This is a genomic window from Vibrio sp. OY15 (assembly GCF_000742455.1).
Lineage (GTDB): Bacteria > Pseudomonadota > Gammaproteobacteria > Enterobacterales > Vibrionaceae > Vibrio > Vibrio alginolyticus.
Genome location: NZ_JPIL01000025.1, coordinates 1 through 14613, shown reverse-complemented (window position 1 = coordinate 14613; position 14613 = coordinate 1). Strand labels below are relative to the sequence as shown.

At 45.4% G+C, this 14613-nt stretch carries 13 protein-coding genes and 1 pseudogene; 8 read left to right on the top strand and 6 right to left on the bottom strand.

Features of this window, described 5'->3' with window-relative positions; all coding sequences use genetic code 11:
• Nucleotides 1–68: 68 nt before the first annotated feature.
• The 3 genes from IJ23_RS21165 to IJ23_RS21155 all read right to left on the bottom strand — a co-directional run bounded on the left by IJ23_RS21165 (nucleotide 69) and on the right by IJ23_RS21155 (nucleotide 2935).
• The gene (locus IJ23_RS21165) at nucleotides 69–677 is read right to left on the bottom strand and encodes a superoxide dismutase (RefSeq protein ID WP_033907285.1); all 609 of its coding nucleotides are present in this window, start codon (nucleotides 675–677) and stop codon (nucleotides 69–71) included.
• Nucleotides 678–851: 174 nt separating this feature from the next.
• Nucleotides 852–2246, bottom strand: coding sequence for an envelope stress sensor histidine kinase CpxA (cpxA, locus tag IJ23_RS21160; RefSeq protein WP_005382383.1), 1395 nt, complete (start codon nucleotides 2244–2246; stop codon nucleotides 852–854).
• Complete coding sequence (locus tag IJ23_RS21155) at nucleotides 2246–2935, bottom strand: response regulator (RefSeq protein WP_005382384.1); 690 nt, start codon at nucleotides 2933–2935, stop codon at nucleotides 2246–2248. Before IJ23_RS21155 ends, cpxA begins: the two co-directional genes overlap by 1 nt.
• 190 nt (nucleotides 2936–3125) lie before the next feature.
• On the opposite strand from IJ23_RS21155, the gene IJ23_RS21150 reads away from it, so the two are divergent.
• The 3 genes from IJ23_RS21150 to pfkA all read left to right on the top strand — a co-directional run bounded on the left by IJ23_RS21150 (nucleotide 3126) and on the right by pfkA (nucleotide 5904).
• Nucleotides 3126–3638, top strand: a complete 513-nt coding sequence (locus tag IJ23_RS21150; protein ID WP_005386388.1) for a CpxP family protein — start codon at nucleotides 3126–3128, stop codon at nucleotides 3636–3638.
• A gap of 111 nt (nucleotides 3639–3749) precedes the next feature.
• Nucleotides 3750–4664, top strand: coding sequence for a CDF family cation-efflux transporter FieF (gene fieF, locus IJ23_RS21145; RefSeq protein ID WP_025998696.1), 915 nt, complete (start codon nucleotides 3750–3752; stop codon nucleotides 4662–4664).
• A 277-nt stretch (nucleotides 4665–4941) separates the two neighbouring features.
• Nucleotides 4942–5904, top strand: coding sequence for a 6-phosphofructokinase (gene pfkA, locus IJ23_RS21140; protein ID WP_005381521.1), 963 nt, complete (start codon nucleotides 4942–4944; stop codon nucleotides 5902–5904).
• A gap of 91 nt (nucleotides 5905–5995) precedes the next feature.
• Here pfkA and IJ23_RS21135 read toward each other — a convergent pair whose 3' ends face one another.
• Nucleotides 5996–7378 carry an MATE family efflux transporter gene (locus IJ23_RS21135; protein WP_033907284.1) on the bottom strand — a complete coding sequence of 461 codons (1383 nt, stop codon included), beginning with the start codon at nucleotides 7376–7378 and terminating at the stop codon, nucleotides 5996–5998.
• Nucleotides 7379–7618: 240 nt separating this feature from the next.
• On the opposite strand from IJ23_RS21135, the gene IJ23_RS21130 reads away from it, so the two are divergent.
• The 3 genes from IJ23_RS21130 to IJ23_RS21120 all read left to right on the top strand — a co-directional run bounded on the left by IJ23_RS21130 (nucleotide 7619) and on the right by IJ23_RS21120 (nucleotide 10512).
• Complete coding sequence (locus IJ23_RS21130; RefSeq protein ID WP_005381516.1) at nucleotides 7619–7909, top strand: co-chaperone GroES; 291 nt, start codon at nucleotides 7619–7621, stop codon at nucleotides 7907–7909.
• 77 nt (nucleotides 7910–7986) lie between these two features.
• Nucleotides 7987–9633: a chaperonin GroEL gene (groL, locus tag IJ23_RS21125; RefSeq protein ID WP_005381509.1), complete on the top strand. Its 1647-nt coding sequence runs from the start codon at nucleotides 7987–7989 to the stop codon at nucleotides 9631–9633.
• A gap of 315 nt (nucleotides 9634–9948) precedes the next feature.
• Complete coding sequence (locus IJ23_RS21120; RefSeq protein WP_005381507.1) at nucleotides 9949–10512, top strand: VC2662 family protein; 564 nt, start codon at nucleotides 9949–9951, stop codon at nucleotides 10510–10512.
• 100 nt (nucleotides 10513–10612) lie between these two features.
• Here IJ23_RS21120 and IJ23_RS21115 read toward each other — a convergent pair whose 3' ends face one another.
• A complete protein-coding gene (locus IJ23_RS21115) occupies nucleotides 10613–11110 on the bottom strand; it encodes an MgtC/SapB family protein (RefSeq protein ID WP_005381504.1) in 498 nt (165 codons plus the stop codon).
• A 95-nt stretch (nucleotides 11111–11205) separates the two neighbouring features.
• Complete coding sequence (gene epmB, locus IJ23_RS21110; RefSeq protein WP_033907283.1) at nucleotides 11206–12228, bottom strand: EF-P beta-lysylation protein EpmB; 1023 nt, start codon at nucleotides 12226–12228, stop codon at nucleotides 11206–11208.
• A 32-nt stretch (nucleotides 12229–12260) separates the two neighbouring features.
• Here epmB and efp point away from each other — a divergent pair, with 32 nt between their 5' ends.
• Together efp and IJ23_RS21100 are read left to right on the top strand one after the other, a co-directional pair.
• Nucleotides 12261–12827, top strand: coding sequence for an elongation factor P (gene efp, locus IJ23_RS21105; protein WP_005381500.1), 567 nt, complete (start codon nucleotides 12261–12263; stop codon nucleotides 12825–12827).
• A gap of 266 nt (nucleotides 12828–13093) precedes the next feature.
• Nucleotides 13094–14497 (top strand): annotated as a pseudogene (locus IJ23_RS21100) (SPFH domain-containing protein).
• Nucleotides 14498–14613: the final 116 nt, after the last annotated feature.

Below are 14613 nucleotides of genomic sequence, written 5' to 3'. Positions count from 1 at the left end.
AGCAAGATTGACCTGGGTATGAAAGCAGGCATTAGCGCGGATGTTAATACCGTAAGTAGCGATGTTCTTTATAAGAGAGCGTGAGCATAGTTTTCTTCAACTGCTCGCCAGTTGACGACGTTCCACCACGCATCAATATATTCTGGGCGACGGTTTTGGTAACAGATGTAATACGCGTGCTCCCACACGTCTAATGCGAGGATTGGTTCACCGCGTACATCCACTACGTCCATCAGAGGGTTATCTTGATTGCTGGTGGACGTAATGTGAATCTCACCATCTTTTACGATCAGCCATGCAAAGCCAGACCCAAAGGTATTGATGGCAGCTTGGGCAAACGCCTCTTTAAATTGCGCAAAGCTACCAAATTTATCGTTAATTGCTTGAGCAAGCGCGCCTTGAGGCTCTCCGCCACCGTTTGGTGACATGCAATTCCAATAAATGATGTGGTTGTAATAGCCGCCACCATTATTACGTACTGCTGGACTGAGCTTAGAGATATTGTCAAAGATCTCGTCTAATGACTGAGTTTCGAGCTCGCTCCCTTCAACGGCATTTACAAACTTATCAAAGTACGTCTTGTGGTGTTTGCTGTAATGCACTTCCATGGTTTTCGCGTCGATGTACGGCTCTAGTGAATCGTACGGGTAAGGCAGAGCGGGAAATGTATGTGACATAGTAAATCCTCCTTAATTGGAAAATTTACTTTAATGCTAACGATAATTATTATCAACTTTGATCTTTGTAAGGGTATTCTAAGAAGCCTCACCAATTTCTAAAGTGAGGGTGGGGCTGTGAATCACTCACTCTAGAAATATGGTGCGAATTATTGTTAGTTCATCAAATTGAGACTAACAATTGATCGGTAAGGTGATACTCATGCGCAATCCGCCTAAAGGACTTCGGCTGGCTGCGATCGTGCCACTGTGCTGGCGAATGGCACTTTCGGTAATGGTTAGGCCGAGACCTGTGCCGCCAGAGTGGCGATCGCGTGCCGTGGAAACGCGATAGAACGGGCGAAAAATCGCGGCCAGTTCCTCTTCTGGTACACCTTCTCCATTATCGTCAACCGTGATACGAAGCGTATCGTCATCGGCTTTGATGTCGATTTGTACCTCGTCTTTTCCGTAGTAAATGGCGTTACGAACGATATTTTCCACCGCACTCATCAGCAGTTTAGGGTTACCGGAAATATTGCGCTTAGGTAATTCTGAATAGTGTAGCTGTTTGCCCATTTGCTCTGCTTCAAACTGCGCATCTTTAATGATTTCTTCCCATAAACTTTCTAGTGGCTGTGTTTCGCGAGTCATATGACTGTTCGCCTGCATGCGAGAAAGCTCTAGTAGTTCGCTGATCATCTGTTCCAAGCGCTGCGCTTCGGTATCGATACGAGTCAGTTCTGGGCTTTCGCCTTGTTTACGCGTCGCTAATGCGCTTGCCATGCGCAGACGAGTTAAAGGTGAGCGCAGCTCGTGAGAGATATCGGATAGCAAACGTTGTTGTCCTGAAATCATCTGATTAACCGCTTCGACCATCTGGTTGAAGCTGCTACCTGCTTGACGAAACTCCGCCGTGCCTTTTTCTAAATTTGGGTCTGTGACAAATTCACCTTTCGCCACACGTTGAGCAGCGGCTTCAAGACGACGTGCAGGCTGACTCAAAGCCCAAGCAAGCCATAACAGCAATGGTGTACTAACCAGCATGACCGCAAGCAAGAGCTGGAATGGGTGATCAAACAGACGCAGGAGTAGAGGTGGTGGCTCATTCCACTTGAAGCCCACGTACATCAAGATATCGGAACCTGCCAAAGTGATAGGAATTGGGCCCGCAATCATGTATCGACCATACAGCTTCTGCTTTGGATTATTGTAATCTTCGATACTGGTGACAAAGTTTTGCATGGCACGCAATTGAAAATTGCTGCGTTTTTCTGTCGTAAGAACATTACCGCTGTAGTCAGAAAAAAACACCCTCGGGCGAGGGTCGTGCTTGCCGTGGCGGTTGCCCTCGATACGAAAAAGTATGCGGCCTAAATCAGTTTGCTGGCTGTATTTTTGTTGGATTGAGTCACGCGTTTCTACCATACGTTTGTAGTGTTCTTCTGGAATATCGCGAGCTTTGCGTGGGTCCAAATGTGGCAGTGATAGCACGGCTATCAATACTAATAACATGGTGAACCAAAAAATGGCAAAGATGCGTCCATACAGGCTATTGATGTTTGGCAGTTTGATGCGTGATAGGCGCATTAATCCTCCTCAAGCAGCATGTAGCCACGACCACGCAGGGTTTTAATTCGCGGCTTGCCATTGCTTTGATCTGGTAATTTTTTACGTAAGTTCGAGACATGCATATCGATAGCGCGATCAAAAGCAGCGAGTCGTTTACCAAGCACATCTAAGCTCAGTGTCTCTTTGGTCAGCACTTGTCCTGGGTTTTGTACGAAGTGGGTGAGTAGCGCAAACTCGGTTGCTGTGAGATCGAGTAACTGTTGCTCACAATACGCTTCTTGCTTACCGGGATAGAGGCGGATTTCTTGATACTCAATGCAATCGCTGTTTTTGGTATTTTTTTGTGTGCTGCTAGTGCGGCGTAAAATCGCGCGGATTCGCGCTAACAGCTCTCGGTCACTAAAAGGTTTTGGTAAATAATCATCCGCGCCCAGTTCCAAGCCGATCACGCGATCAATTTCTTCCCCTTTAGCGGTCAGCATCAAGACGGGAGTTTCCCAATTTTCACGTAAGCGTTTCAGCGTTTCCATGCCATTGAGTTTTGGCATCATGACATCCAACAAAATCAAATCAATCTTATCATTGATCGCGGCTAAGCCGGCTTCACCGTCATTTGCTTCGCTGACGTCAAACCCTTCGAAACTGAGTACTTCTTTTAATAAGCTAGTTAGCTCGATATCGTCATCGATTAAAAGAATGTTTGCCATGGGGGCACCTATAGTAAGTTACCGATAGCCTAATATTACATTGGAATGATGCGCAACGAAGAGGAGAAAAATCACTCTTTACGATTCTTTACGCTCCCTATACGTCGCTTTACCTAGCGGGTCGTATTCTATACTCAAGCGCTGTGAGAACAGCTCAGAAGAACCACTCACCTGTGTAAGGAATCGTATTATGAAGTCTGCAAAAAAACTTGTGTTAGCTGCTGTTGTTCTACCTCTTACTCTTGGCGCCGCAAGCGCATTCGCTTACGGTGGTAAAAACCATCATAAAGGTCCTCGTGACGAATGCGGCATGGGTATGGACCGAGGTGTCATGCGTCAACTAGACCTGACTGATGCACAAAAAGATCAGCTAAAAGAAATGCGTGAAGCAAACAAAGCAGAAATGAAAGCAAAATTCGCTGATGGCAAAGAAGCACGTATGGCTGAGCGTCAAGCGCATCACGCAAAAGTACAATCGCTTTTGCTGGCGGATAACTTTGATGAAGCTCAAGCTAGCGAATTAGCAAAAGAGATGGTTGAGCGCCAAACGGAACGTCGCGTGCAAATGCTAGAAAGAAAGCACCAAATGCTTAGCGTATTAACACCTGAGCAGAAAGCGAAATTTGTTGAGCTACAAAATGAACGTATGCAAGAGTGTGGCGACAGAATGCACAAGCGCATGGAAAAGTCGCGCAATAATTAAGTCATGAATTGATGTTATATAAAGAGGCAGCCATTGGTTGCCTCTTTTTGATCTGGTTATTTCATGGTCATTCAATATACTCAACGTATGGTTTTAGTTAACTCTTTGATTATGAAACAGCAATACGCACGTTTAGTTACGACCGCCGCTTGGACTGCAACCATTGTGGCGACGCTTCTTCTGATAGTAAAAGTCATCACGTGGTGGGTAACCGGCTCAGTGAGCTTATTGGCGTCATTGATTGACTCCATGTTAGATATCGCGGCTTCGGTTGTGAATCTTGTGGTGGTTCGTTACGCCTTACAACCGGCAGACCGCGAACATACGTTTGGACATGGTAAAGCTGAGTCCTTAGCGGCCCTAGCCCAAGCAATGTTTATTTCGGGCTCGGCAGTATTTTTGATTCTTAACGGGATTGACCGATTTTTCCGCCCACATGCTTTACACGCACCGGAGTTAGGTGTGTATGTATCGCTGTTTGCGATTGTGGTCACACTTGGCTTGGTGATGTTCCAAAAACATGTGGTTCGCGTGACGGGGAGCCAAGCAATAGCGGCGGATTCTCTGCATTATCAGACTGACTTGTATATGAATGCTGCGATCATGGTTGCTCTGGGGCTCAGTTATTTTGGAGTGACTCAAGCGGATGCTGTGTTTGCGATTGGTATTGGTGTCTTCATTCTTTATAGCGCTTTCAAAATGGTCAGCGAAGCGATTCAAACCTTACTTGATAGAAAGTTGCCCGATGAAGAACTTGAGCAAATTAACCAAGCTTGTTTGAGCGTAAAAGGGGTATTGGGCGTGCATCAGTTACGCACGCGAATGTCCGGACCGACGCGCTTTATACAGTTGCATTTAGAGCTAGACGATAACTTACGATTAATTGAGGCGCATTACATCGCTGATAAAGTGGAAGATAATTTATTGGCTCTTTTTCCTGATGCGGACGTATTGATCCATCAAGATCCATTGTCTGTCGTTTTCGGACCAGAGAAAGAGCAGAAAGCACAAGATTGGTCGGCTTGAAAAATCCATCAGTGCCCGACGACAAACAGGTACTTATTGACTATCTTTCCATCAATACTTATTAAGATTCGTGATCCTGATATGAATCAACAAAGTTTCATAGAGAAACTGTAATACTCTTACATAAGTAGAAAAGTTACATAAAAAAGTGCGTTTTCATTGGTAATCCTGTAGAGGAAATGTAACATAACGCACAGTTCTGGATTATGCAGGTTGCTTGGTAACAAGGGGCCTAAAAGAAAATTAAATAATTGATTGCCAAAGATCGAGGGTGAGCATGATTAAGAAGATCGGTGTTTTAACAAGTGGCGGTGACGCACCTGGTATGAACGCTGCGATACGCGGCGTAGTACGTACAGCACTATCCGAAGGATTGGAAGTATTCGGTGTGTACGACGGCTACCTAGGCCTATACGAAGGCCGCATCGAGAAGCTAGATCGTTCTAGCGTTTCAGATGTGATCAACAAAGGTGGTACGTTCCTAGGTTCTGCACGTTTCCCTGAATTTAAACAAGTGGAAGTTCGTGAAAAAGCGATTGAGAACCTGAAAAAACATGGTATCGATGCACTAGTGGTAATCGGTGGTGATGGTTCGTACATGGGTGCGAAGAAACTGACTGAAATGGGTTACCCATGTATCGGTCTTCCGGGCACAATCGACAACGATATCGCAGGTACGGATTACACTGTGGGCTACCTAAGTGCACTAAACACCGTTATCGATGCAATCGACCGTCTACGTGATACTTCTTCATCTCACCAACGCATTTCAATTGTAGAAATCATGGGCCGTCACTGTGGTGATTTGACTCTGATGTCTGCAATTGCGGGCGGTTGTGAATACATCATCACTCCGGAAACTGGTCTAGACAAAGACAAGCTGATCAGCAACATCCAAGATGGTATCGCTAAAGGTAAGAAACACGCGATCATCGCGCTTACTGAGCTAATGATGGATGCTAATGAACTAGCACGTGACATCGAAGCCGCGACAGGTCGTGAAACTCGTGCAACAGTACTTGGTCACATCCAACGTGGTGGTCGTCCAACTGCATTTGACCGCGTACTAGCATCTCGTATGGGTAACTACGCTGTTCACCTATTGATCGAAGGTCATGGTGGTCGTTGTGTAGGTATCGTGAAAGAGCAACTTGTTCACCACGATATCATCGACGCAATCGAAAACATGAAGCGTCCAGTACGCAACGATCTATACAAAGTTGCTGAAGAGTTGTTCTAAGCAAGCTTGAAATAGATAAACAAAACCGCGGCTTTCCGCGGTTTTTTTTGTATTTGAGAATCAACAAAAAGAAACTAGCGATAGACGAGTGTTAAGACACGCTGCTCTGCTCTATGAGCGTTAATTTTCGCTCGCGCAGCGCAAACAAGTAGCCCAGTAGCCCACCCAACGTATTCCCAACCGCGATACCGATAAACAAGCCTTCAATGCTGTAGATTTGGCTCCCGACCCACGCCGATGGCAAGGTAAAAATGAACAGCCGCATAAAGCTCCACTGGAATGCACGCAATGGCTTGTGCATCGCATTCAAACCACTGACTAACATCATTACGATGCCTTGGAAGCCATAACTAAATGGCACCACCAGTAAATAATGCCAAAGCAGGTTTTTCACCGCATCTTCCTGAGAAAACAGCGCAGCCAGAGGAATGCTCAGTGGCACCATCATCAAGAAGATAAACCCTTGGAATACCACTGCAAAACGCATGCTAATAAATAAACCGGAAAAGGCTCGTTGCGGTTGTTTGGCTCCTAAATTTTGTGCCATAAACGGTGTGAGGGCAGAGGTCAGCGACATCAATACTAAAATCAATATAGACTCAATACGCTGCGCTGCGCCGTAAGCAGCAACCGCCGCTGTACCGTGGTTGGATAACAGCATCATCAGAATGGCACCGGACAACGGATTCATCGCGTTTGATAGCGCTGCAGGGGTACCAATTTTTAGTGTCTGTTGCCAGTCTTGTTTCAGCAAAGCCCATTGGGGTTGAGCAAGCAATTTTTCCCGTTTAATTAGCACATAGAATGAGCCACACAAAGCACCTAACCAGCTAAAGGCACTTGCTATGGCTGCGCCTTGAATGCCAAGTTCCGGAAAAGGGCCATAACCGAAAATCAACAATGGATCGAGCATGCCATTAATCAAACCAGCCAACATCATGACTTTTGCTGGTGTTTTTGTGTCGCCAGTAGCTCGGATAGCACTGTTGCCCGCCATTGGGATCACTAGCAGAGGAATGGTGAGATACCAGACCTGCATATATTGCTCAATAAGAGGGATGAGATCATCAGACGCACCAAGAAAACGAAACAATGGCGCAATGGTGGTAAAGCCAATAGAAGACGCGATAGCCACAAGTAACACGGCTAACAACAAACCGTGAGTGGTGAACCGAGCAGCTTGTGGTGCATGACCTTGCCCAAGCAAGCGACCAATATTGGTCGCTAGTCCCATCCCAATCCCCATCGTAATGCAGTTAACCGCAAAGGTTACAGGGAAGGTATAGCTGATAGCTGCTAGCGCTTGAGTGCCAAGCAACGAGATAAAAAACGTGTCCACCAAGTTAAACATCAAAATTGCGATCATGCCCATGGTCATGGGTACGGTCATTTTCCGCAGCGTTTCAGGAATGGGTGCGGTCAACAAACCATGCTTATCGGTTGCTTGGGGTTCCAGCTTGTTATTTTCCTGCATGTGTGACAACTATCTGGTGAGCAAACTGCAAGGATACAAGAAAGCGAGATGCCGAGCGAGTGAGCATTTCTAACGCAAACCGTTGCCTAGTTGTTCGTTATTTTAACTAAGTCACAAAAATTTTGTGCCACCCCCTTGGGATCGCTGCTTCGACCCCTTATATAGGGATCACGTGTCTGGGGCTACAGTCCCTAAGGACAATTATCAAATAAACATGGAAATTTTCAGGAGAGACGACCGATGAACATTCGTCCATTACATGACCGAGTTATCGTTGAACGTAAAGAAGTTGAATCTAAGTCTGCTGGTGGCATCGTTCTGACTGGTTCTGCTGCAGAAAAATCGACTCGCGGTGTTGTTCTAGCTGTGGGTAAAGGCCGCATCCTAGAAAACGGCACCGTACTGCCACTAGACGTTAAAGTCGGTGATACCGTTATCTTCGCTGAAGGTTACGGTACAAAAACTGAAAAAATCGACGGTAAAGAAGTGCTTGTCATGTCTGAAAACGACATCATGGCGATCGTTGAATAATAGCAATCATTGAGTAATTTTTTGCTCAGATTCAATTACGAAATTACACACAAAGAATTTTAGAAAGGAAATCAAAGATGGCTGCTAAAGACGTTAAATTTGGTAATGACGCACGAGTTAAAATGCTGGAAGGTGTAAACGTTCTGGCTGACGCAGTAAAAGTAACACTGGGTCCTAAAGGACGTAATGTCGTTCTAGACAAATCTTTTGGTGCACCGACTATCACTAAAGATGGTGTATCAGTAGCGCGTGAAATCGAGCTGGAAGATAAATTCCAGAACATGGGCGCACAAATGGTTAAAGAAGTTGCGTCTAAAGCAAACGACGCAGCGGGTGACGGTACAACAACAGCAACGGTACTAGCACAATCTATCGTTAACGAAGGTCTAAAAGCAGTCGCAGCGGGCATGAACCCAATGGATCTTAAGCGTGGTATCGACAAAGCTGTTGCCGCGGCAGTTGAGCAACTAAAAGAGCTTTCTGTTGAATGTAACGACACAAAAGCGATCGCGCAGGTTGGTACTATCTCTGCAAACTCAGACGCAAGCGTAGGTAATATCATTGCAGAAGCAATGGAGCGTGTGGGTCGTGATGGCGTTATCACGGTTGAAGAAGGTCAGGCGCTACAAGACGAGTTAGACGTAGTAGAAGGTATGCAGTTCGACCGCGGTTACCTGTCTCCTTACTTCATCAACAACCAAGAATCAGGCAGTGTTGATCTAGAAAACCCATTCATTCTTCTAGTAGACAAGAAGATCTCAAACATTCGTGAGCTTCTTCCAACGCTAGAAGCTGTCGCGAAAGCATCTCGTCCACTGCTTATCATTGCAGAAGATGTAGAAGGCGAAGCGCTAGCAACATTGGTTGTGAACAACATGCGTGGCATCGTAAAAGTTGCAGCTGTGAAAGCACCTGGCTTCGGTGACCGTCGTAAAGCAATGCTACAAGACATCGCTATCCTAACTGGCGGTACTGTGATTTCTGAAGAGATCGGTCTAGAGCTAGAAAAAGTTGCACTAGAAGATCTAGGTCAAGCGAAGCGTGTTTCTATCACGAAAGAAAACACGACTATCATCGATGGTATCGGTGAAGAAGAGATGATATCTGGCCGTGTTGCTCAGATTCGTCAACAAATCGAAGACGCAACTTCAGACTACGACAAAGAGAAACTACAAGAGCGCGTAGCTAAACTGGCTGGCGGTGTTGCAGTAATCAAAGTTGGTGCTGCGACTGAAGTTGAAATGAAAGAGAAGAAAGACCGTGTAGAAGATGCGCTAGCCGCAACTCGCGCAGCGGTTGAAGAAGGTGTTGTTGCTGGTGGTGGTGTTGCACTTATCCGCGCGGCATCTAAGATTGCTCACCTAACGGGTGACAACGAAGAACAAAACGTTGGTATCCGCGTTGCACTACGTGCAATGGAAGCGCCAATCCGTCAAATCACGAAGAACGCAGGTGAGGAAGACTCAGTTGTTGCGAACAACGTGAAAGCGGGTGAAGGTAGCTACGGCTACAACGCGGCAACAGGCGAATACGGCGACATGCTAGAAATGGGTATCCTAGATCCAACTAAAGTTACTCGTTCTGCACTACAATTCGCAGCATCGGTTGCAGGTCTGATGATCACAACTGAAGCGATGGTTACTGACCTACCGCAAAAAGACGCGCCAGCGATGCCTGACATGGGCGGCATGGGTGGCATGGGCGGTATGGGCGGCATGATGTAAGCCAGCTTATCTCATCGCTCTAAGGGAGCCCTTATAGCGGAAAGATAACCGACCAAACCTTTAAAAGTCGAGGCAGATGCCTCGACTTTTTTTATGCGTGTCACCTGAGAAACATGACGTTCTGGAGTGGCTTATCATGAGATTTTTGAGCGTAAAAAGCGCCATTTCAGAAGCAAAAAATCGAAGAGAAATATTTTTTCTTTTGAGTCAGATGGTTAAATCTGACCTATTGCTAACACTTTTTGAACGGGGACAGAGCAAAATCTGAACATTACACTATGTTGTAAATTGTTGCTTCCCATCATGGAGATGAAAATGAAAAAGCTTATGACGTCATTGGCGGTTGCAGCCGCTATCGCATCACCTGTTGCTTTTGCCGACAGTACACCTGTGATGTTCTCTACTATCGATAACACAAACGCACCCTCTAATTCTTCAGTAGGTGGTGTTCGTTTAGCTGTGCTGCATGGGCAGGTAAATGAGGTTAAAGGTGTCGACTTTTCACTGCTTGGTATGTCAGAAACGGATCGTACGACAGGTGTGAACTTCGGTCTGTTTTTTGGCGCAGCAAAAGTAAATCAAGAAATGAAAGGCGCGTCTTTAGGCTTAGTTAACTGGAACCAAGGTCAGACGACGGGTGTTAACTTGGGTGCTGTTAACATTACGAACAACGTAAAAGGCTTGAACTGGAGCGCGGTGAACTATTCTGAAGGCTACACCATGGCGGATGTGGGCTTAGCGAGTATCTCTAAGAAGTCTAATTTCCAGTTTGGTTTCTTCAACATGACCGATCAAATCGATGGCGTGCAAATTGGTCTTTTGAACTGTGCGGATAACGGTTTCTTCAAGTGTTTCCCACTCATCAACTTTGCTAAGTAATCCCTGAGAAAGTCAGAATCTTTATATACAGAAAGCCCTCGATGTTCGTCGAGGGCTTTTTAATTACAGATGGGATGAAGCGAGTTTCTCGGATCGTTAACTATTTAATTAATCGTGATGAAGTTTTGCGTTGTTGAATTCTTTGATGAACACCGCGGCGTAATGCTTTGATGTGGTTTTCTGCTTTATCCACACCTAACAACACGGTTAATGTCAGGAGAGTAATAACCACCGACTGCGTTAAATAACCCAAACCTATCATCAAACCTAAACCTGCTAGCACCCATATTACAGCCGCGGATGTTACGCCATGGATTTTTCCATCAAGTGTCATCATAACGCCAGCGCCTAAGAAGCCGACGCCAGTAATGATCTGACCAAGCACTCGTGCTTGATCAAGTGTATTTGGCGATAACGACACTGCCATCGACATAAACAGGTAGGTGCCTGAAATAATTAATATTGCTGTGCGAATGCCAACCGGTTTACCACGAGTTTGGCGCTCTATACCGATCATGAGCCCATTAATGGCGCAGCATAGTAGGGCAGGCCAACTGAATGGGCCAAGATCGAAAATTTGTTCGAATGCTGTATGCATCTTGACCTCCAAAAGTGCGGAGTATGCATAGACTTACCGTGCAAAGCGAACAAAAATAATCAATCTAGACGACAAATTTAATTGAGTGTCAGAGCTTATTCTAAATGCAAATCCAAAGGCGTTTTACTTGGCCTGCCACCAATTTCTCGTGTGAGTTTTGGTACCAGATAACCCGATACACGCGTGATGAGTCCGCGCATAATAGCTTTCGCTTCTTCGTCCGAAATAAAGTAGTGCGCTGCGCCTTGCACCTTATCAAGAACGTGGAGGTAATAAGGCAAGATACCCGCGTCAAATAAGGCCTCACTTAACGTCACTTGAGCTTCTACCGAATCATTCACGCCTTTCAGCAGAACGCCTTGGTTTAGAAGCGTAACGCCCGCTCTTTTGAGCTTGAACATCTGTTCAGCAAATTCGTCATTGATTTCGTTGGCATGGTTGATGTGAGTGACGAGGATGATTTGTAACCTTGATGCTTGCAGAAGTTGGCATAGTTCATCAGTGACTCGAGCTGGAATCACCACAGGTAAACGGCTATGAATACGCAGACGTTTGATGTGAGGAATATGAGCAATGTGCTCTAAAAGCCAATGAATCTCATCGTCTTTTGCCATTAATGGATCACCACCTGAGAAGATGACTTCGTTCAACTCTGGTTGTTGTGCCATGTACTCTAAGCACTTGGTCCAGGCTTGTTTCCCGCTTTTGTTCTCTTGATAAGGGAAGTGACGACGAAAACAGTAACGGCAATTTACCGCGCAGCCACCTTTGACAATCATCAGGGCGCGGTTGCGATACTTGTGTAGCAGGCCAGGGACTTCATTGTCCTGCTCTTCCAATGGATCATTGGAGTAACCCGGATGCACCTCAAATTCGTCGCTCAGTGGTAAAACCTGACGTAAAAGAGGGTCTTTAGGGTTGCCTTTCTCCATCCTATCGACAAAACTTTGCGGTACACGCTGTGCAAACAGCTTGCGCGCGGCAAACCCGTCTTGCCACGGTGAAGGATCAATTTCCAGTATTTCGAGCAATTTTGCAGGATCAGAGATCCCATTCGCCAACTGTTTGAGCCAGTTTTGCTCAACAGATTCGACTTTTCGGGTTATTATGTGCGGCATTGAATTTAGCTCTAAGAATGTAAGAGGAAAAAATGGCTACAGTTAGCACCAATGAATTTAAAGGCGGTCTTAAGTTAATGCTTGATAACGAGCCTTGTGTAATTCTGGAAAACGAATACGTTAAACCAGGTAAAGGCCAAGCGTTCAACCGTGTTAAAATTCGTAAACTTCTTTCTGGTAAAGTGCTAGAGAAAACATTCAAGTCTGGTGACACTTGTGAAGTGGCAGACGTAATGGATATCGACCTAGATTATCTATATTCAGACGGCGAATTCTACCACTTTATGAACAGTGAAACGTTTGAACAGATCGCAGCGGATGCAAAAGCGGTAGGTGAAAACGCTAAGTGGTTGGTAGAAAACAACACTTGTATGATCACTCTTTGGAACGGTAACCCAATTACTGTTACTCCACCAAACTTCGTTGAGCTAGAAGTTGTAGACACAGACCCAGGCCTGAAAGGTGATACTCAAGGTACTGGCGGTAAACCAGCGACGCTATCAACTGGCGCTGTTGTTCGTGTTCCTCTGTTCATCTCAATTGGTGAAGTGATTCGCGTAGATACTCGTACTGCTGAATACGTAGGTCGTGTGAAGTAAGCACTTTATATGATTGTTAGAAAGGTCGCTTCGGCGGCCTTTTTTATTGCCTGTGATTCTTCTCTTTTAATCCCTCTGCGTAAAACATCGATATCCTCCGCAAATTTTTGATGATTTTGTATTATTCGTAAAAATCTTATTTATTCCATGAATCTGTCGATTATTCCTTAATGTAACATTTTGATACATTAGTACTTGTCGCTGAGTTGCATAGCAATCTGATTTTTATCGATTTAACTCAGTAACAATCCAAAAAGGAGAACAAAATGGAAAGCAGAGGTTTAGGAAGGGGTTTAAAGGTGGAAGAAAGACGTCAGTTACTACATAAAGGATTAAAAGCAGCCGTATTTGGCGTACCGCTGTTGGCAATAGGCTTAACGATTAATAGCTCGGTGCTGATGACCGATGCGGGTTACAGCTACGTGCATCAGAATAATATTACTGGTGAGTTGGATGTGTTTACTGAACCTGGCATTCATTTTCGTATGCCATTTCTGTCCAAAATCACCAAGTATGACCAAGTGATCACCGTGTCATTCGGTAACAGCAAGGGCGAAGATTTTTATCAACGTCTTGATGCGATTCAGGTTCGATTTGCCGACACCTATATTGGTCAGATCCCCGTAACATTCCGCTTTAAGCTCAGTAATGACCCTGAAGCGGTGAAGAAGATGCATAAAGAGTTCCGCAACAACAGTAACTTGATCGATGCGCTGCTTGTAAAGAACGCACGTAACGTAACGGTGATTACCGCAACCCAATACACGGGTGAAGAGTTTTTCCAAGGTGGTTTGAACCAGTTCAAATCGAAACTTGGCGATCAGTTACGAGAGGGGATTTATCTAACAGAGCGACGTCAGGTTGAAGTGGAAGAGTTGGATCTTGCGCCTGTTGGGGCGAATCAAGCTAATCCGAACCAATTACAGCGCACCAATCAACTGGTATGGAAAACTGTGCCAGTCGTAGACAAAACCGGGCAACCAATTCGTCAAGACAATCCGTTACAACAATACGGTATTCAAGTGACGCAGGTGACCATTGGTGACCCGCAACCAGAAAAGCAATTAGATCAGCTATTGGCAGATAAAAAGCGTTTAGTGGCGGATCGTATTCGCGCGATTCAGGAACAAGAAACGTCGAAAGCACAGGCAGAGACCGAGCAGTTACGCAAAGAGATTCAACGAACACGTGAGGTGCAAGACGCCCAGCGTGGTAAAGAACTCGCAATTATTGCTCAACAAAAAGAAGTGGAAGTGGCGCGTCAGATTGCAGAGCGTGAAATCGTTGAAGTGGAAAAAACCAAACGACTTGCTGAAGTCGAGAAGGAGAAAGAGCTAGCTATCGCAGAGGCTAACTTAGCGATTCAAAAAGCGAACGCACTTTCTGCTGAGTTTGAAGCGAAAGCGATATTAGCGAAAGGTCGCGCAGAATCTGAAGTCCTAAAAGGTAAGTATGCGGCGTTAGGAGCAAACCGTGAAGTTTACTTGGCAGAATTGAATCGAGACGTAGCGAACTCGCTGTACAACAATTTGCAAAACTTCTAAGTTCAGATGCCACAAAATTACATTGGTGGAAGTGACGAAACGGGCTTGAAAACAAACCTAGATGTGATTACTGGCTTTGGTGCTCTGGGTCTTATGGACCAGACAAAGAAGGTCGCACAGCAATAAGATCATGGGTGGTCAAAAGCTTAAAAAGCAAAAAGATCATAGGTAACCCAAAGCAATAAAAAAGCTGGCATTTAGCCAGCTTTTTCTTTTTTTGGTCTGTGCCGTCCTAAATAAGG

Bases quoted from the DNA above. Each gene is read 5' to 3' on its own strand.
- IJ23_RS21115 (WP_005381504.1), bottom strand. From the start codon at position 11,110: ATGCATACAGCATTCGAACAAATTTTCGATCTTGGCCCATTCAGTTGG.
- groL (WP_005381509.1), top strand. From the start codon at position 7,987: ATGGCTGCTAAAGACGTTAAATTTGGTAATGACGCACGAGTTAAAATG.
- pfkA (WP_005381521.1), top strand. From the start codon at position 4,942: ATGATTAAGAAGATCGGTGTTTTAACAAGTGGCGGTGACGCACCTGGT.
- epmB (WP_033907283.1), bottom strand. From the start codon at position 12,228: ATGCCGCACATAATAACCCGAAAAGTCGAATCTGTTGAGCAAAACTGG.
- IJ23_RS21120 (WP_005381507.1), top strand. From the start codon at position 9,949: ATGAAAAAGCTTATGACGTCATTGGCGGTTGCAGCCGCTATCGCATCA.
- IJ23_RS21130 (WP_005381516.1), top strand. From the start codon at position 7,619: ATGAACATTCGTCCATTACATGACCGAGTTATCGTTGAACGTAAAGAA.
- cpxA (WP_005382383.1), bottom strand. From the start codon at position 2,246: ATGCGCCTATCACGCATCAAACTGCCAAACATCAATAGCCTGTATGGA.
- IJ23_RS21165 (WP_033907285.1), bottom strand. From the start codon at position 677: ATGTCACATACATTTCCCGCTCTGCCTTACCCGTACGATTCACTAGAG.
- efp (WP_005381500.1), top strand. From the start codon at position 12,261: ATGGCTACAGTTAGCACCAATGAATTTAAAGGCGGTCTTAAGTTAATG.
- IJ23_RS21155 (WP_005382384.1), bottom strand. From the start codon at position 2,935: ATGGCAAACATTCTTTTAATCGATGACGATATCGAGCTAACTAGCTTA.
- IJ23_RS21150 (WP_005386388.1), top strand. From the start codon at position 3,126: ATGAAGTCTGCAAAAAAACTTGTGTTAGCTGCTGTTGTTCTACCTCTT.
- IJ23_RS21135 (WP_033907284.1), bottom strand. From the start codon at position 7,378: ATGCAGGAAAATAACAAGCTGGAACCCCAAGCAACCGATAAGCATGGT.
- fieF (WP_025998696.1), top strand. From the start codon at position 3,750: ATGAAACAGCAATACGCACGTTTAGTTACGACCGCCGCTTGGACTGCA.